The organism is Pseudofrankia sp. EUN1h, assembly GCF_001854645.1.
Lineage (GTDB): Bacteria > Actinomycetota > Actinomycetes > Frankiales > Frankiaceae > Pseudofrankia > Pseudofrankia saprophytica.
In genome coordinates this window covers 61,202-85,130 of record NZ_MBLN01000089.1, presented here as the reverse complement: position 1 = coordinate 85,130, position 23,929 = coordinate 61,202, and the positions used below count along the sequence as shown (strand labels likewise).

Below are 23,929 nucleotides of genomic sequence, written 5' to 3'. Positions count from 1 at the left end.
GACTTTGCGCTGTTACAGGATGGCCTTGCTGGCTTTGAGCTCGCCGATTTCGTCCCAGGTGAGGCCGAGTTCGAGGAGCACGGTCTCGGTGTGTTCGCCGTGTTCGGGGGCGCGGGTCGGTTGGTTTGGCTGCTGGTCGAACTGCACCGGCGCGGTGACCAGCGGGAGGGAGTGGCCGTTGCCGACGTCGACGTGGGCGAGGTAGCCGTTGGCCTGGACCTGAGGGTCGCCGTCGAGCTCGTGGGGCGACTGGCTCAGCGCCCACTCTCCGTCGAACTCGGACAGCACGTGCCGCCACTCGTCGTAGGTGCGCTGGGCGAAGACGCCGTCGAGCCATTCGACGCACGCCTGGGCGTTGCGGCGGCGGGCGTCRATGTCGAGGAAGCGGGGGTCGCTCGCCATGTCGGGCTGGCCGAGGGCGTGGCACAGGTGGGGCCAGTAGCGGTCGGGCGCGAGCATCTGCAAGATGATCACGCGGCCGTCGGCGGTGCGGTACGGAAGCATCAACGGATTCGAGGTCTCGTACCGGCCACGGGCGCGCGCGGGCGCCGTCGGGCCGTTGATGACGGAGTTCATGACGTCCATCTGGACCTGCCACATGCCGGACGCGAGGAGCGAGGCGTCGATCACCGATGGCTCGCCGGTCGCCGAACGGCGGTACAGTGCGGTGCTGACGGCGCCGGCGATGACCAGCCCGCCGACCACGTCACCGAACGCCGGCCGGGGCATCGCCGGCCAGGGGGCGTCGGGCGCGGTGAAGATCTGCTGCATGCCGCTGCGGGCCCAGTAGGCGCCCGCGTCGTAGCCGCCCCGGCCGGCGTCGGGCCCTCGGGCGCCGAACGCGGTGCCCCGTACGTAGATCACCGCGGGGTTGTCGGCCCGTACGTGGGCGACGTCGAGCTTCAGTCGGGCGAGGGTGTCGGCCCGCAGGTTGGTCACGAACACGTCGCTTGCGGCGACGAGCTGGGACAGCAGCCGCCGGCCCTCCGGGTGCTTGATGTCCACCCCGACGGAGCGCTTGCCTCGGTTCGTGGCCTGGAAGTGCACGTCCACGCCGTTCCACAGCTTGTGCATGCCGGCGGTGACCAGGCCCCGGTATGGGTCACCGGTCTCGGGGTGTTCGATCTTGATGACCTCGGCGCCCCATTCGGCGAGCACGGCCCCCGACATCGGGACGAACACGTGCGAGGCGACCTCGAGCACCCGCACCCCGGCGAGCGGGGCCGCGCTCACGTCGTGCTGGTCGGCTGGTGCGAGTGGGCGAACTGTCCCACTGTGGCTGTGTGCCAGTCCCGAGTGCCTCGGGAGACGATCGAGATGTCGTGGCCCGCGACTTCCTGCCGCAACGCTCCGGTCGTGCACTGCTCGCGCGGGCGGATGGCGAACGGATCGAACGAGAAAACCCGCATTGCATTCAGGTGGGTGATTTTGTCGACCTGTATGTCGGTCAGCCCGGCCACTGCCTCGGCCACGACCTCGGGGGACCGCGGCCAGGTGCTGTCGGAGTGCGGGTAGTCGCACTCCCAGGTCACCATGTCCTCGTTGATCCAGTTGAGGTTGGCCAGGCCGAAGTCGTCGACGATGAAGCAGGTGACGACGTGGTCGCGGAAAATCTCGCTGGGCAGCCGGCCACCGAGGTCGGGGCGGGTCCAGGCCTTGTGTTGCTTGTAGGTGTAGTCCGCCCGTTCGAGGAAGTACGGGATCCAGCCGATGCCGCCCTCAGACAGGGCCACCTTCAGGTTCTTGAACTTCTGGAAGATCGGTGACCACACGAGGTCGGTCGCCGTCGGGAAGGTCTTGATGGCCGCGCAGGTGATCTCGACGTTCATCGGGGCGTCGGGCGCGGTGACCACGCCGATCGCGCCCGACCCGATGTGGACGCACACGACGGTCTCGGTCTCCTGGCACGCCGCCCAGAACGGGTCCCAGTGGTCGCTGTGCAGCGACGGCAGCCCGAGAGCGTAGGGGTTCATCGAGAAGCTGACCGCGTGGGCGCCCTTGGYCGCGTTCCGGTGGATCTCCTTCGCCATCAGCTGCGGATCCCAGATGGGCGGGATCGAACAGGGGATGAACCGCTCGGGGTAGGAGGCGCACCAGCCGTCGATGTGCCAGTCGTTGTAGGCCTTCAGGACGGCGAGGGCCAGGTCGGGATCCTGGTCGACGCGGCTCGCGAAGAACTGGCCGCAGAACCGGGCCATCGACGGGAAGTTCAGCGAGGCGAGCACGCCGTTGGCGCTCATGTCCTTGACGCGCTCGTGGACGTCGTAGCAGCCCCGTCGCAGCTCCTCGAGCCGCGTCGGCTCCAGGCCGTACTCCTCGGGTGGGCGGCCGGCCACCGCGTTCAGCCCAGAACTGCGAGCCTCGCCTTCACCGAACACCCACTTGTCGCTCACCTCGTCCGAGACGAGCCGAGGCGCCCGGTCGGCGTACTTGGCCGGGATGAAGCCGTCGAACATGTCAGGTGGCTCGATCACATGGTCGTCCACGCTGATCAGGATTAAGTCGTCCTTGTTCACGCTGCCTCCGCTACGCCGCCGCCACGATGACCCTCGACGTCCACATGCCAGACGGCTCGATGGTCCGCATCGGCAGTCAGCTCCGGTGCGGGCGCCATCCTTGCCCGTCTGGGTCCGCCGACGGTCTCCTGTCGGCTCATCATCGACGGCCGGGCCTTGGCCGTCTTTGCGCGTCCGGTCAAGTGCTTGCCCATTTCGGCCAGGCCGTAGTGGGTAGGCCGTAAGCGGGTGGCGTCGAGCGTTGCGCGCGCCCACGTCGACGTCGGTGTGCTGTCTGGAGCCGGTTCGCTGCCTGAACGAGTTCAGCCGGCGCGGACGCGCTGGCGGTAGCCGGTGGGCGTCTCCCCGGTGTACTGGCCGAACGCGCGGGTGAAGGCGCTCACGCTCTGGAAGCCGACAGCGAGCGCGACGGTGATGACGTTCTGGTTCTGGCCGTCCTGAGCGAGCAGAGCCATGGCCTTCAGCAGCCGGCTTTCCAGGAGGTACCGACGCCAGGACATGCCGGTCGCGGCGAGGAACGCTCGGCGCAACGACCGCTCCGAGACTCCCACAGCGGCGCACAGCTGGGGTAAGGACACGTCGGTCAGGTGCTCGGTGGTGTACTTCATGGCCGCGGCCACGAGCGGGTCGCCGGTGGTCGGCAGGCACAGCGGGGTCTCGTGGTCGAGCCATTCGACGACGAGGTAGGCGAGGGCTTCGAAGATGGCGTCAGCCATCGGGTCGTTCGACGTCCGGGCGATCGGCCACCGCTTCGCGTAGTGGATCATCTCCCGGATCACCGGTGCGGCGGCGAGGATGCGGACCCGGTCGCCCGCCGGTATGCCCATCACCGGGTCGAAGAAGACCGAGACGGCCTTGACGTGCGTCCACGTGCTGCAGTGGACGATCCCGGCGGGGATCCACACGGCCTGCTGGGGCGGGAGAAGGTAGCGCGCCGTCATTGTCTCGACCTCGGCGACGCCCTCGAACGCGTACTCCAGCTGATGCAGGTCGTGCGAGTGCCAGCCGGTGATCACCTCGTCCCCGACCTCCAGGGCGTAGGTGCCAGCTCGGACCACCGCGGGGTCGGCACCCTCGCGCCGGAAGTTGGCCGAAATAGGCAAGATTCGGGTTCCATTTGCAGGGACAGCCATGGACGGACCCTAGTGCAGCGGTGGGAACGGACACCGGTGTGGCCGGAATGGGCAAACACTTGACCGAACCTGCAAAGACGGCCACGGTTCGACCCGTCGATGATGAGCCGACAGGGYACCGCCGAACCCGGTTCGCGGGCAGAGCGCCCGCAGGTCCACGACGAGATCGACTCCGTCAGCCACCTCGGTGGGTCACGTGAGCGTGAGGACTCGCTCGGCCTGTGCTGTTCATCCGCACCGGACGATGTGGACGCGGCAGCGCGGTGACGTGGTGCCTACGTGCAGGCAGACCGTGATCCGCTGCCAATCCATCGGAGATCACTGATCAATGACGCTGAGGAAGGTGACGATGTCGGGCCGTTCCGGTCGCCGAACCCGAGGGGCCAGGTCGTGACAGCGGCTGGGCGACTGACCGAGACGACGCCCGCGCGGGAAAGCGCGCGCGTTACTCCTCGGCTGCGGACCGCGGGCGAGCGAGGCACCCGTCTGGCATGCGGTACCTGCACCATCCTGGTCGATCATTCGCGTCCGTCTCCGGAGAGCAGCGTGCGTTGACGGACATCGCGGGCACCGAGCGCGCAGCGATCCAGCAGCTGCTCGACAAGCAGGCCATCCGTGAGGCGATCATGCGGTACTGCCGCGGCGTGGACCGCGCTGATCCGGACCTCATCAGTTCCGCCTACCACCCCGACGCGGTCGACGACCACGGCCGCCAGCGCTACACGGGCGCGACTGTCGGCCGAGGCATCGCCGACCTCGCCCGCTCGTGGAAGGTCTCGGCGCATCACGTCACGAACCAGCTCATCACCCTGCACGGCGACGAGACCGCGGGTTGCGAGACGTACTTCATGGCGTGGCAGAGCATGGAGACGGACGGCGAGGAACGCCTCCTACTCGCGCTCGGGCGCTACGTCGATCGTTTCGAACGCCGTGACGGCGAGTGGAAGATCGCGAATCGGCTAGTGATCGTGGAGCTCACATATATCGCCCCGGCGGGAGGTCCGCCGCCGCCGCTTCTCGGTCTCGGCTCCCGGGACCGGAATGACCCCTCGTATGCGGAACTCGAGTACTGACGCGAGCCGGGCGGCGGCTGCTCGCCCGCCGCGATCCGATTCAGCCGAGTCGGACGAACGCCAGCAGCCGATCGGCCGGCACTCGCCACACCAGGCAGGGATTTCCTTACCGAGTCCTCCAGTCGTAGAAGGGGTACCAGCCATGTTGCTTGGCCGCGCGCTGATCGGTGACACGTCGTGTTTCGGGGAGGTGGTGGATGACCGGTTCCACCTCCTGGTGGGCGATGTGTTCGGTGAGTACCGCCGAAGTGGGCAGTCGTTACCGTTGGTGGATGTCGTGCTCGGTGCGCCGCTGGCCGGTGTCCGGCTGATTGCTGTTATGGGCGGTTTCCTGGAACCGGGCACGTCACGCCCATCGGGGGCCGAGCCGATGTGGGTGCCGAAGGCGTGCAACTTCGTCAGCGGTGACGGAGCTGAGATCCGGGTGCCCTCGGCGCTGCGCGGGCCAGTGAATGTGGAGGCGGAGCTGGCCGTCGTCGTCGGTCGCCCGCTGAGCGGCGCGTCACCGGCCGAGGCGGCCGGGGCCATCTTCGGCTGGAGCGTTTTCAACGACGTGACCGCCGCCGAGTACGTGGTGCCCGGCCTCTGGGCGACGGCCAAGTCGATCGATGGCTTCGCCTCGTGGGGTCCGTGGATCCGGCGGGACCTCACCGAGGAACGGGTCCTTCAGGGCCTCGCTATCACCGGGACCGTCAACGGCGTGAAGGTCCAGTCAGGCAACACCCGCCACTACAGGTTCGCTCCGAGCGAGATGTTGAGCCATGTCAGCCACCGGGTCAGCCTCTTTCCCGGTGACGTGGTGACCCTGGGCACGCCACTGCCGCCTCCGGTGGCCGCGGTCGGCGACCAGATCGTGTGCGAGGTGGAAGAGGTCGGCGTGTTGAACAACCACCTGGTCGCCGAGGGATGAGCGGGACCGGGTCCGAGGAGGACGGAACGTGACGGCGGATCGAACGGTGGGCGTGTCACCCGAGCTGCAGCGCCGGCTGTACGAGCTGATGACGCTGATGAAGGCGGCTGACGACCGGTTGAGTAAGGGGATCGCGTCGGGTGAGCTGCAGTGCGTGTACTGGCCGCCTCGTGGCCAGGAGGCGATCGCCGCTGCAATGGGGGTATGCCTTCGGCGGGACGACCAGTTGGTCACGAACTACCGGGGGTTGCATGATTTGATCGGCAAAGGCGTGCCGCTGGTGGAGATCTACGGCGAGATGCTCGGTCGACAGACGGGGTCGAGCCGGGGCAAGGGCGGCACGATGCACATTGCCAGCCCGGAATGCGGCGTGATGCTGTCGACCGGGATCGTGGGAGCGGGGCCGCCGGTCGCGGTGGGGTTGGCCATGGCCGCCCAGCGCAAGGGCCTCGACCGGGTGACCGTCGCGAGTTTCGGCGACGGGGCCACGAACACCGGCTCGTTTCACGAGGCGGCGAACATGGCGGCGCTGTGGGATCTGCCGCTGGTGCTGCTCTGCCAGAACAACCTGTACGCCGAGATGACGCCGACCGAGCACACGATGAAGATCTCCCAGGTCGCGCATCGGGCGAGCGGGTACGGCATGCCAGGTGTCCGCGTCGACGGCAACGATCCGCTCGCCGTCGTCGCCGCGTTGACCGAGGCGGTGGACCGAGCGAGGAGCGGGGACGGCCCGACGCTGCTGGAGTGCGTGACGTTCCGGTTCCGCGGCCACTACTTCGGCGACCCGATGGCGTACATCCCGACTGAGCAGTTGGCCGCCGCGTTGGAGGCCGACCCGATCCCGCGGTTCCGGTCGCGGCTGTGTCTGGCCGGGATCTGTAGTGAGCCCGACCTCGACGAGATCGACGCGGCGGCGGCCACGGCGGTCGAGGAAGCACTGACTGTCGTCCTGACGGCGCCGGGCGCACTGGTCGACGAGCTGGATCGCGATGTGTACGCCGACCCACGCAACTGCCCCGCCTAGGCCTGCATATCCCGCCTGGCGTCGCTGGGAGAGCGCCTCGCAGACCGCGCCGGGTTCACCATGATCGCACACTTGATTGGCTCAACGGACCCGCATAGAGGTGGACGTGGACGAGCGACGAATGACGATGCGCGAGGCGTTGAACCTCGCGTTGGACCAGGCGCTGGCGCGCGACGAACGCGTCTTCCTGCTGGGGGAGGACATCGCCGACCCCGGCGCCAGCGGGCCGACCAAGGGGCTGTCGACCAAGTACGGCACTGAGCGGGTGCTCGACACGCCGATCTCCGAGTCGGCGATCGTGGGCGCGGCGATTGGCGCCGCGATGGAGGGGTTCCGTCCGGTCGCCGAGATCATGATTATGGACTTTATCGGCATCGCCGCCGACCAGATCGTCAACAACGCGGCGAAGCTGCGGTTCATGACAGGGGGGCGGACGAGCGCACCCATTACCGTCCGGACGCAGGTCTACGGCGGGATAGGGACCGGGGCGACGCACTCACAGTCGCTGGAAGCGTGGTTCATGCACGTCCCGGGCCTCAAGGTGGTCGTGCCCTCGACGCCGCGGGACGGCAAAGGACTGCTCACGTCGGCGATCTTCGACGACGACCCGTGCATCTTCGTGGAGACGATCCGGCTGGGGGCCCAGCGCGGGATGGTGCCGGTCGACCCTGGCTTCTCGGTCCCGCTCGGCCAGGCGGACGTGAAGCGACCGGGCAGCGACGTCACGTTGATCAGCTACGGCCGCGGGGTGGTGGAGGCGCTCGGCGCGGCGATCCAGCTCGAGGCCGACGGCGTCAGCGCCGAGGTGCTCGACCTGCGCACCCTCGTCCCGCTCGACGTGGCGGCGATGGTCGAGTCCGTGGGCCGCACGACGCGGGCGGTCGTCGTGCACGACGCGGTGCAGTTCGCCGGGCCGGGGGCGGAGATCGCCGCGATCCTGCAGCGGGAGCTGTTCGGCCGGCTTTCGGCACCGGTGGAGCGGGTGGGTGCCCGGTTCGTGCCGAATCCGGCGCCGCCGGCGCTGGAGTCACAGGTGTATCCGAGTGCCAAGCGCATTGTCGCGGCCGTTCGGCGGACGCTCGGGTTGGAATCGGCTAAGACGGGTGCACATGGCTGAGTTCACCATTCGTATTCCACGGGTGTCGGTCGCGATCTCGGAGGCGGAACTCATCGACCTGCTCGTGGCCGAGGGAGCGCACGTCCAGGAAGGCGAACCGCTGTTCATCATCGCCACCGACAAGGCCGAGACCGAGGTCGAAGCCGGCGCGTCCGGCACGGTGCACTGGACCGGCACCCTCGAGACGGTCTACGAGATCGGTGCCGAAATCGGGGAGATCCGCCCGGCGGGCTGAGGCCGGCCCGGGAAGCCCCGCCCGAAAATTCCCGCACGGAAGGAGGTAGACGTCGATGGCTCTCGCTGACTACCGCCGGCCCGTCGCCGCCGGTCATGTCCCGTTCGCGATGCGCGACCTTTTACATGTACCTCGCGAGCGTTACTACGACCGAGGGTTCTACGAGCTCGAAAAGGAGTACCTGTGGCCGCGCGTCTGGCAGATGGCGTGCCGCCTCGAAGAGATCCCCCAACCCGGGGACTTCGTCGAGTACGAGATCTGCGACCAGTCGATTCTGGTGGTGCGCCAGCCTGACCGGTCGATCAAGGCGTTCCACAACACCTGCCGTCATCGGGCCACCCAGCTGTGCAAGGGCTCCGGACGGCTCGGTGGCGGGCAGATCGTCTGCCCGTTCCACGGGTGGCGCTGGAACCTCGACGGCAGCAACTCGTTCGTGTACGGCGCCGAGGGGTTCACGCCGGAGAGCCTGCGCCCCGACGACATCCGGCTGCAGGAGTGCAAGGTCGACACCTGGGGCGCCTGCGTCTGGGTCAACATGGACCCGGACGCCCGCCCGTTACGGGAGGCGCTGGCGCCGGCAGCGGGGCTGCTGGACGACGTCTGCGTCGAGAACATGCGGGTGTGGTGGTGGAAGGAAACCGTCCTCAACGCGAACTGGAAGATTGCCCAGGAAGCGTTCCACGAGGGTTACCACGTGATGGGAACCCACCCGCAGCTCACCTTCGGGCTGGGTGACGACTACCCGGTCGGGAATGTCGAGTACACCGCGTTCGAGAACGGCCACGGCCGTTTCCGGGGCCGGTTCGACCCGGCCGCGGGCGGCGTCTCCCAGGGGCGGGGCAGCGAGGCGTTCCTGGAACGGTCACGGATCCTGTGGGAAGGCCAGGACGCGATGACCCTCGAACGGGACCTGCATGTCTTCCGGGGAATGAAGAACCGGGTCCCACCCGGCGAGGACTTCCCGACCGCGGCAATCAAGGCGTTGTTCGACTACGCCGAAGGCGCCGGCATCCCGCTGCGCCCCACGCCGGAAGGCATGCGGCTGTGGGGCGGCGAGGTGTTCATGTTCCCGAATTTCATCATGATTCCCCAGTTCGGCAACGCGCTTTCCTATCGGGTCCGCCCCTACAACGACGACCCCGAGTGGTGCCGCTTCGAAGTGTGGTCGCTGACCATGTACCCCGAGGGCGACGAGCCTGGCCGCGCGAAGCTGAAGGGTCGCTTCGCCTCCGACGACGACGAGAACTGGGGCCAGATCCCGCGCCAGGACTTCGGCAACATCGCGGGCCAGCAACGCGGCCTCCATTCGCGTAGCTACCGCGAACACCGCCTCGCCACGGAGTGGGAACAGCTCATCAGCAACATGCACACCGAACTCGACCGGTACCTCGCCGGCTGAGGCACCCCACCGAAGGCACCCCACCTGAGCGACCCCACCGAAGCCATCCACTCCATGGAGGGGGCACCGTGTCGAATTCGGACGCCAGCTACAACCACGTCACTGACATCGTCGTCGTGGGATCGGGCGGCGGCCTGTGCGGCGCCGCGACCGCGGCGGCCAGCGGGCTGGAGACGCTTCTCATCGAGAAGCAGCCAATGCTCGGCGGCTCGACGGCGATGTCGGGGGGCGTCCTGTGGCTGCCGAACAACCCGCTCATGCAGGCCGAAGGGGTTCCCGACTCCCTCGAGGACGCGCTGGCGTACTTCGACTCCGTGGTCGGGGACGTCGGCCCGGCGTCGTCGAAGGAACGCCGGGTCGCCTACGTCACCGAAGGCAACACCATGGTCCACTTCCTCCAGGACCTGGGCATGCGGTTCGAACGGTGCGAGGGCTACAGCGACTACTACGCCGACGTGACGGACGTCCATGGCGGCAAGGCCCGCGGGCGCTCGATCGAACCCGCGGTGACCGATGGTAATCAGCTCGGACCGTGGTTCGACAAGCTGATGCCGGGGATGACGATCGCGCTCGGGATCGTCGTCATGACCCGCGAGGCGTCCGCGCTGCAAATGGTCAAGCGGCGACCGAAAGCCATGCGTTCGGCCGTGCGCGTCGGGGTGCGGACGGCCGTCGGCCGGCTGCGGCGCCAGACCCGGCTGGCCAACGGCGGGGCACTGGTGGCCCAGACCCTGAAGGTCGCGCTCGCCGCCGGGGCATCGGTCTGGACGAACACCGGGTTGGTCGACCTGATCGTGGAGGACGGCCGGGTGGTCGGCGTCGTCGCCGACCGGGACGGACAGACCATCCGTATCCGCGTCCGCCACGCCGTGCTGCTGAGCTCGGGCGGCTTCGGCCGCAACGCCGAGATGCGCAAGCGGTACTCGAGACAGCCGAACGACGGCGCATGGACGATCGCCAATCCGGGGGACACCGGCGAGGCGATCGAAGCCGCCATGGGGGCCGGCGCCGCCGTCGACTTCATGGACGAGGCGTTGTGGATCCCAGCCTCAGTCCAACCGAACGGCCGTCCGAGCATGCACAACGGCGAGCGGTGCAAGCCAGGTTCGATCATTGTCGACCGAACCGGCCGCCGGTACTTCAACGAGGCGGTCTCGTACATGGAGGCCGGCCGGCAGATGTACGCACGCAACGTCGACGGCGACGCCATCCCCAGCTGGCTCGTCATGGACTCCCGCCACCGTGGCCGCTACCTGTTCGCCTTCCGCCCCGACACCCCCGAGGAATGGTTCACCAGCGGCTACATGAAGAAAGCCGGCACACTGGAGGAACTCGCCCAGGCGTGCGGCATCGACCCCGCCGGGCTGGCAGCCACGGTGGCACGGTTCAACACGTTCGCGAAGCAGGGCACCGACCCCGACTTCCACCGCGGCGAAGGCGCCCACGAGCGGTACCAGGGCGACTACGCCCACAAGCCCAACGCGTCGCTGGGACCTGTCGAGAAACCGCCGTTCTACGCGGTCGAGCTCTATCCGGGCGACGTCGGCACCAGCGGCGGCCTCCTGTGCGACGAGCACGCCCGGGTACTCGACACAAACCACGACCCGATCCCCGGCCTCTACGCCGCCGGGAACTGCACCGCGTCGGTCATGGGCCGCACCTACCTCGGCGCGGGCGCCAGCATCGGCAACAGTTTCGTGTTCTCCTACATCGGCATGAAACACGCCGCGCTCGTCGCCTCCGGGGACCGAGTGGTGACATGACCGAACAGCAGGGCGGCCGCCGGGGGCCGGTAGTGCACATCGACCCCATCGGCGCCGAACTCGAGCTCGAGCCCGGAGAGACGATCATCGAGGCCGCGTGGCGTCTCGGGTACCACTGGCCCACCGTGTGTTACGGCCAGGCGACGTGCACGGTGTGCCACGTCGAGGTACTTCGTGGCGCCGAGCACCTGACGCCCGCCGACGAGGAGGAACAGGACGCCCTCGAACACAGGCTTCCCGGCGCGCACCGTCGTGATCTCACCCGGCTTCGGCTCGCCTGCCGGGCGCGCGCAACGGGCGACGTCGCAGTGCGCAAGAACGGCGTACGCCCCGGCCAGGCTCTGCCGGCCAGCCAGTCCGTTCGCGTCGTCGACGAGCCAAGGAACTGAGCCATGGACAGCAGCGTCTGGACCGGCGGGACCGATGTCCCCAGCTCCATGCAGGTCGTCGCTTGCCCCATGAACGCGGCCACGGTGGGCGCGTCGAAGTAACCGGGGATCTGTGGCATCCACATCGGGGTGAGACCCGCGTGCTCGGCCGCCTGGGCATCGACAATAAACCCGACGCCTGTTCCTTGCGTAGCAGGTCCTTGTTTGGGCCGGTCACGAGACCCATTCGCGTCCATTATCCCCACAGATCACGGGCGCGATCGAAAATCGCGGACGGAAAGCCTGTCGCAGGCGCGCCGGTGTGCTGCCGGAGCCCGGGACTCGGCGTCCCACGTACCCGTTGGACACCACTGACGCCCCCGTCCCGGACTTTGGCCGCTATGGGCAAGGACTTGACCGAATACGAAAAGACGGCCACGGTTCGGCCGTCGATGATGAGCTGAGAAGGGCACCGTTGTTGAACCTGGGAGGTCAAGGATGACGGCAGCACCAGAGCTGATTATTGATTCGGACAGCCATATCACGGAGCCGCCGGACGTGTGGACTGCTCGGGTTCCGGCGAAGTACCGGCAGGACGTGCCGCACGTTGTGCGGCAGGGCACGGCGGACACGTGGGTGCTCAACGGCGAGCGGTTGGCGCCGGTGGGGGTGACGGCTCCGGCTGGCTGGCCGACGTTCCCGCCCGAGTACCCRCAGACCTACGAGGACTGCCATCCCGGGGCGTACCAGGCCGACGCTCGGCTGCGGTACATGGACGGCGCGGGTATCTGGGCGCAGGTGCTCTACCCGAACGTCGGTGGCTTCGGCAGTGAGAACTTCCTGAAGCTGAAGGACGACGTGCTGAAGTTGCTGTGCGTGACGGCGTACAACGACTTCCTCCTGGAGTGGTCCTCGGTCGATCTGCGCCGGTTGCTGCCGGTGGTGGCCACGCCGTTCTGGGACATCGAGGCGACCGTGCGGGAGATCGAGCGGTGTGTCCCGCTCGGGGCACGAGGAATCCTGTTCACGGGTGAGCCGCAGCGCTACGGGCTACCTGTGCTCGGGTCGCCGCACTGGAACCCGCTGTGGGAGGTCGCCCGGGCGGCCGACCTGCCGATCCATTTCCACATCGGCAGCGCGGGGGACACGTTGGAGCTGTCGACCCCGGAGCGCTACGCCCAGCACGGGGTGGAAGGGGCGCAGGCGTACTGCGCGGTGAGCCTGTTCATGAAGAACGGCGTCCAGTGTTCGGACCTGATCACCTCGGGTGTGCTGTCCCGCTACCCGGAGCTGAAGTTCGTGTCGGTGGAGAGCGGCATCGGCTGGCTGCCGTTTATGCTCGAGGCGACCGATTACAGCTGGCTCGGGGCGTTCCGGCCAGGCCGGGAGCGCCAACCGGGCGACGTCCTGCCTTCGGAGCTGTTCCGCCAGAGCGTCTACGTCACCTACTGGTTCGAGTCGGTGGCGCCCAAGCACTTCCTCGATCTGTTGCCAGTCGACAGCATCCTGTTCGAGACCGACTTCCCGCACACCACCTGCCTGTTCGAGAACATCCAGGAGACCATCTCCTCCGGACTCGGGCATGTCGAGGCCGGGGTGCGGCGGAAGATCCTCTGGGAGAACGCCACACGGCTGTATCGGATCGAGGAGCCGTCCGCGGCGTGGCGGGCGACGGCGGGAACGTGACCGACGTGTCGATCCGTTGTGGATTGACACCTCTCACTTCCTCTTTCTCAGCCGGCCCGCTCGCTGCGCTGAAATCAACTCGATGGGCCCCGRCCGCAACCAGCGAGGTGGCTTCCGACGTTGGATCATGCGCCCGGTCGAGGACAGCCTTCGCCGGCTGGACACCGACCACATCGACATCTACCAGGTGCACCRCCACGGCTGGGACACCGACCTGAAACGATGACCCGAGCGCCCGTGGGCAGCTCAGCGCCCCAGGTGGTCGAGCCCGGTCCGGCTCGGCGGACCATGCCATCCTGCCACTCGTCTTGGACGACGCGAGGGAGAAACAGTGAGAGTGGTGACTACGGAGGGATTTACGGAGCCTGCTCGTGAGCTTTCCCGGCTGGCCGCCATCGTCGGCGTCGGCGAGTCGGACTACGCCAAGGACTACCGGGCGAGCCGGCAGAAGGAAGCGGCATGCGTCGCCCCCGATGGTTTGTCGCTTGCCACGGTGGCCTTCGAGCGAGCGCTGGCGGATTCCGGGTTGGGCCGTGACGATATCGACGGCATGAATGCCTGCCTCATGTATGGGGGCCCAGCACCGCGAGAGGTGGCGGAGGCGTTGGGGATCCGGCCCCGGTACGCCGTCGCCGAGGGCAACATCATGGACCAAATCATCCCGCCGGCCGTGGTGGCGCTCGCCGAGGGGAGATGCGACACGATCGCCCTCGTCTACGCCGCCGCGCCGAGGGCGTCCCAACGGATGTACGGCGGAGCGACCTACGGCGACGAGGGTGGGACGCCGGTCTCGTACTACTACTTCGCGCCCTGGGGCTGGAGCTCCCAGGCTGCCCACTGGGCGTTCGTCTTCCAGCACTACATGAACACATTCGGCGCTACCGAGGCCGACCTCGGTAGCGTCGCCATGGCATTGCGGCGCCACGCGGGGCGGAATGCGAACGCGATCATGCGGGCGCCGCTCACGATCGACGACTATCTCACGTCTCGCTACATCGTGCGGCCGTTGCACCYTTTCGACATGTGCCTGGTGAACAACGGGGCCGTCTGCCTAATCATGCGCAGGACGGACATGACCGCTGACCTCCCACAGGTCCCCGTCGAGGTAGCCGGCTGGGGCCACGCCAAGGCCGGCCAGGCGAAGATGCACCAACTGGTACGCGAGCGCCTTCGTGCCCATTTCGACGAGGCTGGGCGGCAGGCGTTCGAGATGGCCGGCCTCGCCCGTTCCGACGTGGGTCACTTCCAGGGCTACGACGCATCCAGCATCCACCTCGTGGAGCAGCTCGAGGGCTACGGCTTCACCGAGCCCGGTACCGGCCTGGAGTTCTGCAAGGACGGTCAGATGGACCTCGGCGGCGCCCTGCCGACGAACACGAGCGGCGGCTTGCTGTCCGAGGCGTACATGCACGGGTGGAACCACGTCGTCGAGGCGGTCCGCCAGTTGCGCCACGAGGCGGGTAACCGTCAGGTCGACGACGTGACGACGTCGTTGTTCTCGATGTCGACGACCGAGTCCGCGCACCCGCTCCTGTTCACGCGAGGAGGGTGACCATGCCCGAGCGCAGACCGAACCGGTTCCTCGGGGGTGTCCACGACGAGTTCTGGCAGTTCTGCAACGGGGGCGAGTTGCGGCTGCAACGGTGCGCTGGCTGCGGCACCTTCGCCTGGCCTCCGGTCACGCGGTGCGAGAACTGCGGCGGTGACGAGCTGGAATGGCGACCTGCCGCCGGTACCGGCGAGCTCGTGAGCTGGGCCACCTTCGAGCACCGGTACCACCGGGAGATCCCGCTGCCCTGGGACACGATCCTCGTCGAGCTCGACGAAGGCCCACTCTTCGTCAGCAACCCGCTCGGCTTCACCAGAGACGAGATGACGCCGGCCATGGCCGTCGAAGTCGAGTTCATCGAGTGCGAAGACGACGCCGGCGCCTTCCGCCTCCCGGTCTTCCGCAAGCACGCCCGCCAGTACCGATCCGAAAAATGAGCCGACAGGAGACCGTCGACAGGCCCAGACGGGCGGGTTGGCGCTCGCACCGGAGCTGACTGCCGGTGTGGGCCGCCGAGCCGTCTTACGTGTGGGCGTTGAGGGTCATCGTGGCGGCGGCGATAGAAGAGGCGGCGTGGACAAGGACGACTTAATCCTGATCAGCATCGAGGCAGCCGTTCCACAAGCTGGCCGACGAACCCCAGTCCAGGCCAACGGCTACCTCGCCCAACTCGACGTCAGGAACGGCCCAGCCCTCCCGCTGGTCACCGCATCGGTGCAGTTCGACCAGCAGCCAAGCCGACCGACCCGCGCGCCCGAACACGGCGAACACACCGAGACCGGGCGAGCCGACCGATGATGACGCCGCTGGTCCTCGTGCACGGTGGCGGTTTCGACAGCCGCTGTTGGGACCTGCTAGTGCCCCACCTCACCGCGCCCACGATCGCCGTCGACCTGCCCGGCCGGGGGCGCCGTCCGGGACCACTGCAGTCGGTGACCTTCGCCGACTGCGCGCGCGCCATCACAGCGGACGTCGACGCGGCCGGCTTCGACGAGGTCGTGCTCGTGGGGCACTCGCTCGGTGGCTGCTCGTTGCCGCGGGCCATGGCTCTGCTCCGCGGCCGCGTCCGTCATGCCGTCTTCCTCGCCGCGATGGTGCCAGAAGCCGGGACCGGCACCATGCACGAGCTGCGGCCGGGCGTCCGGGACCACGTCGAGGCGTCTCGGGCCGAGCGGCGGACCACGATGGATCCCGCGCGGGCGAAGCGGTACTTCGGCAACGACCTCGGCGGGGCGCAGTTCGCCTGGTGCCTCGAGCGTCTCGTCCCCGAGGCAGAGGGGCTCACGACCGAACCCGTMGACCTGGCGGGCCTACGCTCACCCATTCCTCGCACCTGGGTGCGCACCATGAGAGACGCCATCCTCCCACCCGAGATGCAGGCGCGGTTCGCCGCCCGCCTCGGTGACTGCCAGATGATCGACCTCGACGCCGGGCACATGTGCATGATCAGCCAGCCGGCCGCGCTGGCGAAGATCCTCCATGGCATCGCCGGCATCTCCGATGGAGCATCGGTGAGATGCGAGGCGTTCTGATGAGCGTCGCGCAACGACATCCACGTGGGCATCTTGTCCGGAGACGACCTGAAGCGAGCCGCGGCGATGGAGGAGTTGCCCATCGACTCGTTGTGGACCGGCGGGCACGTGGCGTCTCGCGACCCTTCCACCGAGGCGATCGGACGCGCGACCCCGATCCGGACCAGTTCCTCAACCGGCACAGCAGACCTCCGACTTTGGTGATTGTGCCGGGACGGGCGTCGGACGTCCACACTCTGAGGCGGTTGGCCGGCCGATAAGGGAAGGCTGGACGCCCCGATCAAGTGGAATAGACATCAGACGTTGGGTCAGATATGCGCGAGACGGCGCCGAGGCACTCAGCGGACGTAGTGCTCGCGGCGAGCGGAATCGAACACATGGGCGTGCTCGGCCTTGTCGACCAAGTGCTGCGCCAGACGTCTGACGGTTATACCTGGGGTTGGACGACGCTCCGCTGGAGATCGATCGCGACGAGGATGGCGAAGCCAGGCAGGAGGCCACCTACTGCCGTGATATTCTCCTATTCGAGACCAATGATCCGGGCCTCTTCCAACTCGGAACCCTCGTGGGCGAGGTGTGGGGTTTGTGGCGGACATCCTGATACCCGATGTCGTCATCGGGGAGGAGATAGGACATGGCTCGCACTCCGTTGTCTATCGGGCGGAGCGGGCCGGTCGCGCCTATGCGGCCAAAGTTCCGGTACGAGCGGTCGCCTACGACGAGCGAACGGCGCGTTCATTTGCTCGGGAAGCAACGGTTCTCGCGTGCATAAGAGCTTGTCTCACATGGGGAGTCGCTTCCAGCAGGTCAGAGCGGCTGCCAGCGTGAGGAATCCGAGGAAGTTGTGACCGCTGGTCTCGTAGCGGATCGTCAGGCGGCGGTAGCCACCGAGCCACGCGATCGTGCGTTCGGTCTTCCAGCGGTGGCGGCCGAGCTTCTCGGAGGTCTCGATGCCGCGCCGCGCGATGCGTGGGTGATCTGTCGTTCGCGTAGGAAGGCACGTAGGTGGTCGTGGTCGTAGGCCTTGTCCGCGCGCAGCGTCACCGGTCTGCGCCGCCTCGGGCCGCGCCGCGAGCGGATCGTCGGGATGCCGGTGACCAGGGGAATCAGCGCCTGGCTGTCGTGGAGGTTCGCGCCCGAGACCGCGACGGCTATGGGCAGGCCGTTCGCGTCGGACAGGACGTGGATCTTCGATCCTTTCTTGCCGCGGTCGACCGGTTCGGACCGGTCAGCGAGCCCCCCTTTTCGCCCGCAGGCTCGCCGCGTCGACGATCCCGGACGACCAGTCCACGTTCCCGACCGCGCCATGGCGGTCCAACACCGCCCGGTGCAGCCTCGGCCAGACACCGGCCCGGCTCCACTGCTGGAACCGCCGATGCGCGGTCGCCGGCGACACCCCGAACCCCGGCGGCAGATGCCGCCACGCACAGCCCGACGTCAGCACGTAGACGACCGCGGTGAACACCGCCCGGTCCGCGACCGGAGCCACACCCCCACCCTGCGGGCGGGGAGCGAACCCAGGCAGCAACGGCGCTACCAGCTCCCACAGCTCATCAGGTACCAGCCGCAGCGCAAGGCGGTCGTCCACACCCCAGATCATCCAACAAGACCCACCCCGGCCATGTGAGACACCCTCTAAGCGGGCCGCCTCGAGTAGAACTTGGGAAGAAATTCGGGAAACCCGGACTGAATGAACGGCCCGCGACGCCGCAGGAGGAGGAAGGAACGGCACCGCGAGGCTCCAATAGGCCGATCCGTACACCCGATCCGGGACCAGCCGTGCGGCGCGCGCTCGCGGCGGCAACCGGATTGAGATGGGGTGATCAGGAGGTCGGCGTGGCTGGCGGCTCGCCGACCGCGTCCCGGCTCGTCCGCTGGATGAAGGAGTCGACTCTGCACGCCTACAGGAACCACATCCGGCTCTGTCGCGGGCGCGGGCCAGTCGTCACTGACCGTAGAACGCAGTGGTGGCCGGCAGGCCGACAGGCGGAACGGCCCGTCGCGGGTGACGGGCCGTTCGGGGCGGGGAGGTGCTGGGCGGGACGACGAGGCCGCCCCGCCCGGCAGGCCAGTTCAGCTCAGGACTGTCGTGTCGTCAGGTCGGGAACAGCGGTCAGCTCGAGATCGACGTGTTGCCGAGAACCTTGTACTCGGCCGGCTCGCCCTTGTCGTTCAGGGTCGTTGTCAGGCCACCGAGGACGCATACGGCCGGCTCCGCCGGGATGGCCTTGCCGTTGCAGCGGAAATTGAGCCCGCCGGCGCCGGGCAGTTCGGTCTCCTTCATCGCCTGGATGGTCGCCGTGACGGTCGTCGGGGTGATGTCTCCGGAGATACCTCGCAGGGCCGACTGGAAGCCGGCGACAAGGCTAAACATGATCATGGCGTCCTGGCTGCTGAGATCGATGTTGGTGCCGTAGGTCTCGGCGACCTTCGTGTAGAGGCGCATCGACGGGCTGTCCGGGCCGAGCGGAGCGGTGGCGCTGACGACCATGCCCTTCAGCGTGCTGCCGGGGACCGCCTTGCGGGTGGCGTCGGTGACGCACTGGGAGATGGCGCTGATGGTGCCGGTGAAGCCGACGGCCTTGAGGCCGTTCATGGCGCTGATGCAGAAGGCGTCGTTGCCGATGATGAAGACCTCGTCCGAGCCGTTGTCGGCGATCTGCTGCATCTGGGGGGTCATGTCGGCGGTGCCGGGCGCGACGCGGACGAGCTCGTAACCGATGCCGGCCTTCTGGAACAACGGCGGGGCGATGTCCTGCGCGGAGTGCAGCGCGGCAGGCACATCGATGACGACCGCGGTGACCTTCTTGTTGCCCTTGTCCTTGGCGACCTGGATCGGCAGGTCGATGACGGCGAAGGTCGGGTTGCCCAGGACGAACGTCGTCGGGCTGGCAAGCAGGCCGGGGTCGCTGGAGCCGTAGAGCATGACGGGGATCTTGGCGTCGTTCAGGGGCTTCCAGGCGGACTCGACGACGCCGGAGGTGCCGATGAGGACGGCGGCGACGCCCTTCTCGATCATCTGGTTGCCGCAGTCGGTGGACTTGGACAAGTCGTTCTGGGTCTCGCAGATGGTGATCTCGATGGGCCGGCCGCCGATCCCGGACTTGTGCTCGTTGAGGTACTTGACGGTTGCCTCGGCGACCCTGTTCTGGATCCGCAGGTCGACGGTCGTGCTGGCCCCATCAGTGATCACACCGATCTTGACCGGCGCGCCCGTCGCCTTGGCGACCGGGCCGAGGATGTCCGTCTGGCTGGCGGAGCCGCTCGCCGCGGGGGTGGCGTCGCCCTTGTTGTCGGAGCCGCTACCGCAGGCCGACACAAAGGCCAGGCTCGCGGCCAGAACCGCGGCGCCGGCCAGCCGTAACCCAGTCGGGTGCGTGGGCGCCTGCCTGGATGCGACGGGCCGGGGCGCTCGCGCGGGCGCCCGCCGATCGGCCAGTTTCCAGATGTTCGACATGTTCTCCACCTTGTCGTCGACGTTTGGAGGTTGCGAAAGAGTGCCGAACCGTTCCCGAGGGGCGGTTGGCTGACTGGTTGGACAAGAGTCCGGATTGTCAAAAACCTTCGGATCGTGACTTCGCTGACGTGTCTGCTGCTCGGATACGCCTGGCGCGAGGTTTCGGCCGCTGGGACCGCTCTTGCGGCGACCTGGTGGTCGCGATGTCGCGCCGCAAGCGCCTACTCAGTTCTTGCGTCGATTTCCATGGCCGCGCTCGGCGAGCTCGATCGCCGCGCTCGGCCCGTCACGCTGCGTCGTCGTGGCGCAGCGGATCCTCCTGGYCGGGCCGCCCGCTCGTCGTCGGTCAATCAACGGCCAGCTCCCTCGAGGCCGCCGTCTGGTCCCCCTCGGGTTCACCAGCTGATCTGTCGGCTCATCATCGGCGCCATAGCCGTGGCCGTCTTCGCGGATTCGGCCAAGTGCTTGCCCGTTGCGGCCAGCGGACGGAGCGCTGCATCTCCGGGCTCGCTCCTGGCTCGACGAGCCGGTGAGTCGTATGTCCAGACCCGCCCCACAACAGCGAGATGCTGTTCCTTGGGCTGATCGCTCTGGTGACGTGACTTCGAAGGGCTGGATCGGCCTGCCCAAAGCTTTGGCTCAGAATTCTGGGCAGAGCGTCGCGAGGAATGCCTGCGTCCCCGGCCGCCATGAAGGTCGCCGACGTCCCCGGCGTCCCCGTGCTGGAGCAGACGAAGGTAGTTCGGCGAGTGCTCGGCGTGCCCGAGCGTCGTGTTCGCGGACCCGCGTGCGGCGTTGACCTCATTGGCCGAGCACAGAGCCACGGGAACCCCGGCGACGATCCGCGGCGCCGGCCGCCCGGCATCGCTGGCGGCCTTGGTGACGCGCGGGACCATGTGGTCACCGATGGCCCTCGTCCGCCATCCACAGAATGTTCCGGAGGCATGTTCGCAGGAGATGTGCAGCATCATGGGTGCCAGCGCCGCGACCAGGATCGGTGTCGGGGCGAGGTCGGTGACGTCGAGCGGGCTGTGCACCCGGCAGATGTCGTTGTCGACGTCGATCCGACCCGGCCCGGCGAACGCCGCGTTCAGCACCTCGAGGTAGCTGCGCACTAGGTGGGCCGGACGCCCGTAGGGGAGGCCGAGCTGTTCCTCGACGATCCAGTGGTGAGACGCCCCCATTCCCAGCGTGAAACGTCCTTCGTAGACCGTCTGCGTTGACAGGACCTGCTGGGCCATGGCGACCGGATGGCGAGTCTGGACGGGCACGACCGCGGTCGCGAGCTCGATGCGACTCGTCGCCTGCCCACAAGCGCGATCGTGGTCAGCGCGTCGAAGTAGCCGGGAATCTGCGGCACCCACATCGAGGTGAACCCGACTGCTCGGCGGCCTGTGCATCGGCAATAAACCCGGCCACCCGCTCGGAGTACCGCCTGTCCTTGTCCAAGCCGATCATCAGACCAACGCGCATCCCGGCAACCTCCGCGAAAGCCGTACGTATTGAATACACCCCGCGCCGCCGCCATTCGAAGATCAGCTCTGGGTGTTCCGGTCGACGGCTGGTGCGGCGATACCGTTCGGGGAAGCGGCTCGAACCGACTCGGCGACGCGGTCGAGCCTAGCGTTGGCGCCGCCCTGGTGCCGGACATTGGCTGCTACCAGCAAGGACTTGGCCGAACGCGCAAAGACAGCCACGGCCCGGCTGCCGATGATGGGCCTTGATAGGCCAAAGGGCGCGCGATCACAGCGGTCCCGTGAAAGCAGTGCGCCCGGAGGCCCCAGCGACGCCGGCCGCGTCGCTGGTGGACTCAGGAGGGCATGGATGGTGCTCGCACCGGAACTGATCGTCGATGCGGACAGTCACATCACCGAGCCGCCGGGCGTGTTGACTGCTCGGGTGCCGGCGACGTATTGGCGGGATGTGCCGCCCGTGGTGCGGCAGGGCGCGGCGGACACGTGGGTGCTTCACAGTGAGCGGTTGGCGCCGGCGGGGGCGGCCCGATGAGCGAGGACCCCAAGGCGGTCTTAGCCAGGCTCCGTGCGCGGACGATGTGGCAGGCGCTCGTCGCATCCGCGGAGCGAGTCCCGGACCGCGCCGCGCTGGTTGCCGCCGATGACGGTGGGCGTGTCCAACGGCTGACCTACGCCACGTTGGTCGAGCGGGCGCGGGCGTTGTCCGCGGGCCTGGCGAGCATCGGCGTCGGCCGCGGCGACCKGGTCGTGCTGTGGATGACCAACACGCCGGAGTGGGTTGTCTCGCACTTGGCCTGCATGCGGCTCGGTGCGGTGACGGTGCCCGTCAACACCTTTCTGACGCCGGCCGAGGTCTCCTACGTCATCGCCCAGTCCGGCGCCCGCCATGTGATCATGGTCGATGGATTCCGGACGCTGCGCATGCCCACGATGCTCGCCGAGATCTGCCCGGAGTTCGCGACCGCGAACCTGCCGGGGCACCTGCTCAGCGCCCGCGTCCCGGACCTGCGCAACGTGGTGGTCTTCAACCGGGGTGGCGGCCGCCACGACGGCGCCTTTGATCTCGCGGCACTGGAGGCGGTCGGCCGCGACCGCGACGGTGACCCGAGGGCCGCGGACGCCCGGGCGCTTGCCGATCGCATGGAGCGGCAGGTGCTGGGCGGTGATCTGGCGATGGTGAAGTACACGTCTGGCAGTACGGGATTCCCGAAGGGGGTGATGCTCGAACAGGGCGGTGTCGTCGCCAATGCGACGTTGCACTCCCGCCGCGTCGGGATCGACGGCCGCGACGTTTTCTTCAGCATGATGCCGTTCTTCCACGGCGGTGGCAGCATCTGGGGCCTCATGACGATGCTGGTGAACGGCGGGACGCTCGTCTTCACCGAGGCGTTCAACGCCCACCTCGGCGCCGAACTGGTCGAGTCCGAGCGGGCCACCGTGATGTTCGGGGTGCTCCCAGTGGAGGTCGCGCGGGCGGCGATCGAGGACGGGCGTGATCTGTCGTCGCTGCGGATCGCCGCGGTGCCGGATGAGGCTGCCCGCCGGGTCATGCCCAACGTCACGTTCACCTTCGTTCCCTTTGGCCTGACCGAGACGTACGGCCCGGCGTCGGTGACGGGTCCTGACGATCCGCCCGGCAAGCAGCGCACGACGGGGGGCCGCCCGCTGCCGGGCAACGAGTTCCGGGTCGTCGACCCGGTGACCGGCCTCGATGTGCCCCCCGGAACCGTCGGCGAGGCATGGGTGCGCGGCAACGTCATGCGGGGCTACTGGAACAAGCCCGAGGAGACCGCTCGGGCCCTCGACGCGGACGGCTGGCTGCGCAGCGAGGACCTCGTCGTCATGGACGCCGATGGTTACGTCACCTACGCGGGACGGCTGAAGCTGATGCTGAAGGTCGGCGGAGAGAACGTCTCGGTGGAGGAGGTTGAGAAGGTCGTCGTCAGCCACGAGGCCGTCGACTACTGCGGCGCGGTCGGCGTGCCCGACCGGCGCAAGGGGGAGGTGGTGCGGGCTTACGTCGTCGTGCGGCCCGACCGTCATCTCGACGCCGACGATCTGCGCTCGTGGCTCGAGACGCGTCTGGCCCGGTTCAAGATGCCCAGGGACATCGTCTTCCTGGACGAGCTGCCGCGGTTGGCCAACGGCAAGCTCGATCGGGTGGGCCTGGCCGGGCGGGCCAGTGACGAGGTGGCGGTGTGACCGGCATAGCCGACGCGGCCGAGGTGGCCCCCGCGACCCACGCGACCGATGCGGAGGTCTTCGCCGCGTTCCCTGCGGTCCTGATCGACCGCGACAACATCGAGCACTACCGCGGGCTGCTGGCGCGACGGCTGCTGATCAACCGGTGCGCGGCCTGCGGCTGCTGGGTGTACCCGCACCGGCCGCTGTGCCCGAAGTGCTGGTCCTGGGACGTCGTGCCCACCCAGGTGAGCGGTGACGGATCCGTGTTCCTGTGCACGCTGATCCACCAGGAGCGGGACCCGGGCGCGGCGCCGGGGGAACCGGTGCCGACCGCGGCGGTGGAACTTGTCGAGCAGCCGGGGCTGCGCTACCTGGCGCCGATCGTGAACTGCCCTCCCGACCGGGTCCGGCTCGATATGCCGGTGCGGTTGACGTGGGTGGATCGCGACGGCGTCGCGTGGCCCGCGTTCCAGCCATCGGGCCTGATCGAGGGCGGGAGGTAGCG

The 23,929-nt window shown here is 68.1% G+C and carries 20 protein-coding genes and 3 pseudogenes; 17 read left to right on the top strand and 6 right to left on the bottom strand.

Going from position 1 to position 23,929, the window contains the following annotated elements:
- Positions 1–12: 12 nt before the first annotated feature.
- The 3 genes from BCD49_RS34730 to BCD49_RS34720 form a co-directional block, all read right to left on the bottom strand.
- The gene (locus tag BCD49_RS34730; protein ID WP_007515063.1) at positions 13–1,233 is read right to left on the bottom strand and encodes a CaiB/BaiF CoA transferase family protein; all 1,221 of its coding nucleotides are present in this window, start codon (positions 1,231–1,233) and stop codon (positions 13–15) included.
- On the bottom strand, positions 1,230–2,516 hold the full coding sequence (locus BCD49_RS34725) for an amidohydrolase family protein (RefSeq protein ID WP_071042358.1): 1,287 nt from the start codon (positions 2,514–2,516) through the stop codon (positions 1,230–1,232). The genes BCD49_RS34730 and BCD49_RS34725 overlap by 4 nt, the downstream gene beginning before the upstream one ends.
- A gap of 302 nt (positions 2,517–2,818) precedes the next feature.
- A complete protein-coding gene (locus BCD49_RS34720) occupies positions 2,819–3,649 on the bottom strand; it encodes an AraC family transcriptional regulator (protein WP_007515061.1) in 831 nt (276 codons plus the stop codon).
- A gap of 551 nt (positions 3,650–4,200) precedes the next feature.
- Between BCD49_RS34720 and BCD49_RS34715 the strand changes: the two genes are divergently transcribed.
- The 14 genes and pseudogenes from BCD49_RS34715 (at position 4,201) to BCD49_RS34655 (ending at position 16,308) form a co-directional block, all read left to right on the top strand.
- Positions 4,201–4,722, top strand: a complete 522-nt coding sequence (locus BCD49_RS34715; RefSeq protein ID WP_007515060.1) for a nuclear transport factor 2 family protein — start codon at positions 4,201–4,203, stop codon at positions 4,720–4,722.
- A gap of 142 nt (positions 4,723–4,864) precedes the next feature.
- Positions 4,865–5,632, top strand: a complete 768-nt coding sequence (locus tag BCD49_RS34710; protein ID WP_007515059.1) for a fumarylacetoacetate hydrolase family protein — start codon at positions 4,865–4,867, stop codon at positions 5,630–5,632.
- An 88-nt stretch (positions 5,633–5,720) separates the two neighbouring features.
- Positions 5,721–6,659, top strand: a complete 939-nt coding sequence (locus BCD49_RS34705) for a thiamine pyrophosphate-dependent dehydrogenase E1 component subunit alpha (RefSeq protein WP_083401879.1) — start codon at positions 5,721–5,723, stop codon at positions 6,657–6,659.
- A gap of 121 nt (positions 6,660–6,780) precedes the next feature.
- Positions 6,781–7,776, top strand: coding sequence for an alpha-ketoacid dehydrogenase subunit beta (locus BCD49_RS34700; protein ID WP_007515057.1), 996 nt, complete (start codon positions 6,781–6,783; stop codon positions 7,774–7,776).
- The gene (locus BCD49_RS34695; RefSeq protein WP_007515056.1) at positions 7,769–8,011 is read left to right on the top strand and encodes a lipoyl domain-containing protein; all 243 of its coding nucleotides are present in this window, start codon (positions 7,769–7,771) and stop codon (positions 8,009–8,011) included. The genes BCD49_RS34700 and BCD49_RS34695 overlap by 8 nt, the downstream gene beginning before the upstream one ends.
- A gap of 55 nt (positions 8,012–8,066) precedes the next feature.
- Complete coding sequence (locus BCD49_RS34690; protein WP_007515055.1) at positions 8,067–9,410, top strand: aromatic ring-hydroxylating oxygenase subunit alpha; 1,344 nt, start codon at positions 8,067–8,069, stop codon at positions 9,408–9,410.
- A gap of 68 nt (positions 9,411–9,478) precedes the next feature.
- The gene (locus BCD49_RS34685) at positions 9,479–11,173 is read left to right on the top strand and encodes an FAD-binding protein (protein ID WP_007515054.1); all 1,695 of its coding nucleotides are present in this window, start codon (positions 9,479–9,481) and stop codon (positions 11,171–11,173) included.
- Positions 11,170–11,562 carry a 2Fe-2S iron-sulfur cluster-binding protein gene (locus BCD49_RS34680; RefSeq protein WP_007515053.1) on the top strand — a complete coding sequence of 131 codons (393 nt, stop codon included), beginning with the start codon at positions 11,170–11,172 and terminating at the stop codon, positions 11,560–11,562. Before BCD49_RS34685 ends, BCD49_RS34680 begins: the two co-directional genes overlap by 4 nt.
- Positions 11,563–12,039: 477 nt before the next feature.
- Positions 12,040–13,227 (top strand): amidohydrolase family protein, encoded by a 1,188-nt coding sequence (locus tag BCD49_RS34675; protein WP_007515049.1) that lies wholly within the window; start codon positions 12,040–12,042, stop codon positions 13,225–13,227.
- A 76-nt stretch (positions 13,228–13,303) separates the two neighbouring features.
- Positions 13,304–13,447, top strand: a pseudogene (locus BCD49_RS45530) (aldo/keto reductase); the annotation flags it as partial.
- Between the two features lie 111 nt (positions 13,448–13,558).
- Positions 13,559–14,779, top strand: coding sequence for a thiolase C-terminal domain-containing protein (locus tag BCD49_RS34670; RefSeq protein WP_158072986.1), 1,221 nt, complete (start codon positions 13,559–13,561; stop codon positions 14,777–14,779).
- Between the two features lie 2 nt (positions 14,780–14,781).
- The gene (locus tag BCD49_RS34665) at positions 14,782–15,213 is read left to right on the top strand and encodes a Zn-ribbon domain-containing OB-fold protein (RefSeq protein WP_007515046.1); all 432 of its coding nucleotides are present in this window, start codon (positions 14,782–14,784) and stop codon (positions 15,211–15,213) included.
- Between the two features lie 136 nt (positions 15,214–15,349).
- Positions 15,350–15,574, top strand: coding sequence for a hypothetical protein (locus tag BCD49_RS34660; RefSeq protein WP_027140910.1), 225 nt, complete (start codon positions 15,350–15,352; stop codon positions 15,572–15,574).
- Positions 15,571–16,308, top strand: coding sequence for an alpha/beta fold hydrolase (locus BCD49_RS34655; protein WP_007515045.1), 738 nt, complete (start codon positions 15,571–15,573; stop codon positions 16,306–16,308). The genes BCD49_RS34660 and BCD49_RS34655 overlap by 4 nt, the downstream gene beginning before the upstream one ends.
- A gap of 781 nt (positions 16,309–17,089) precedes the next feature.
- On the opposite strand, the pseudogene BCD49_RS42745 reads toward BCD49_RS34655, so the two are convergent.
- The 3 genes and pseudogenes from BCD49_RS42745 to BCD49_RS34635 all read right to left on the bottom strand — a co-directional run.
- Positions 17,090–17,908: pseudogene (locus BCD49_RS42745) on the bottom strand (IS5 family transposase).
- Between the two features lie 513 nt (positions 17,909–18,421).
- A complete protein-coding gene (locus BCD49_RS34640) occupies positions 18,422–19,765 on the bottom strand; it encodes an ABC transporter substrate-binding protein (RefSeq protein ID WP_007515042.1) in 1,344 nt (447 codons plus the stop codon).
- 676 nt (positions 19,766–20,441) lie between these two features.
- Positions 20,442–21,238 (bottom strand): annotated as a pseudogene (locus BCD49_RS34635) (TIGR03564 family F420-dependent LLM class oxidoreductase); the annotation flags it as partial.
- Positions 21,239–21,589: 351 nt separating this feature from the next.
- On the opposite strand from BCD49_RS34635, the gene BCD49_RS34630 reads away from it, so the two are divergent.
- From BCD49_RS34630 to BCD49_RS34620, 3 genes are read left to right on the top strand one after another with little or no spacing between them, the layout of a single operon-like run.
- Positions 21,590–21,772, top strand: a complete 183-nt coding sequence (locus tag BCD49_RS34630) for a hypothetical protein (RefSeq protein ID WP_007515040.1) — start codon at positions 21,590–21,592, stop codon at positions 21,770–21,772.
- Positions 21,769–23,442, top strand: a complete 1,674-nt coding sequence (locus tag BCD49_RS34625) for a class I adenylate-forming enzyme family protein (RefSeq protein WP_071042356.1) — start codon at positions 21,769–21,771, stop codon at positions 23,440–23,442. Before BCD49_RS34630 ends, BCD49_RS34625 begins: the two co-directional genes overlap by 4 nt.
- On the top strand, positions 23,439–23,927 hold the full coding sequence (locus tag BCD49_RS34620) for a Zn-ribbon domain-containing OB-fold protein (RefSeq protein ID WP_007515038.1): 489 nt from the start codon (positions 23,439–23,441) through the stop codon (positions 23,925–23,927). The genes BCD49_RS34625 and BCD49_RS34620 overlap by 4 nt, the downstream gene beginning before the upstream one ends.
- Positions 23,928–23,929 lie beyond the last annotated feature (2 nt).

Bases quoted from the DNA above. Each gene is read 5' to 3' on its own strand.
- BCD49_RS34700 (WP_007515057.1), top strand. From the start codon at position 6,781: ATGACGATGCGCGAGGCGTTGAACCTCGCGTTGGACCAGGCGCTGGCG.
- BCD49_RS34720 (WP_007515061.1), bottom strand. From the start codon at position 3,649: ATGGCTGTCCCTGCAAATGGAACCCGAATCTTGCCTATTTCGGCCAAC.
- BCD49_RS34665 (WP_007515046.1), top strand. From the start codon at position 14,782: ATGCCCGAGCGCAGACCGAACCGGTTCCTCGGGGGTGTCCACGACGAG.
- BCD49_RS34680 (WP_007515053.1), top strand. From the start codon at position 11,170: ATGACCGAACAGCAGGGCGGCCGCCGGGGGCCGGTAGTGCACATCGAC.
- BCD49_RS34695 (WP_007515056.1), top strand. From the start codon at position 7,769: ATGGCTGAGTTCACCATTCGTATTCCACGGGTGTCGGTCGCGATCTCG.
- BCD49_RS34690 (WP_007515055.1), top strand. From the start codon at position 8,067: ATGGCTCTCGCTGACTACCGCCGGCCCGTCGCCGCCGGTCATGTCCCG.
- BCD49_RS34710 (WP_007515059.1), top strand. From the start codon at position 4,865: ATGTTGCTTGGCCGCGCGCTGATCGGTGACACGTCGTGTTTCGGGGAG.
- BCD49_RS34705 (WP_083401879.1), top strand. From the start codon at position 5,721: ATGACGCTGATGAAGGCGGCTGACGACCGGTTGAGTAAGGGGATCGCG.
- BCD49_RS34640 (WP_007515042.1), bottom strand. From the start codon at position 19,765: ATGTCGAACATCTGGAAACTGGCCGATCGGCGGGCGCCCGCGCGAGCG.
- BCD49_RS34630 (WP_007515040.1), top strand. From the start codon at position 21,590: ATGGTGCTCGCACCGGAACTGATCGTCGATGCGGACAGTCACATCACC.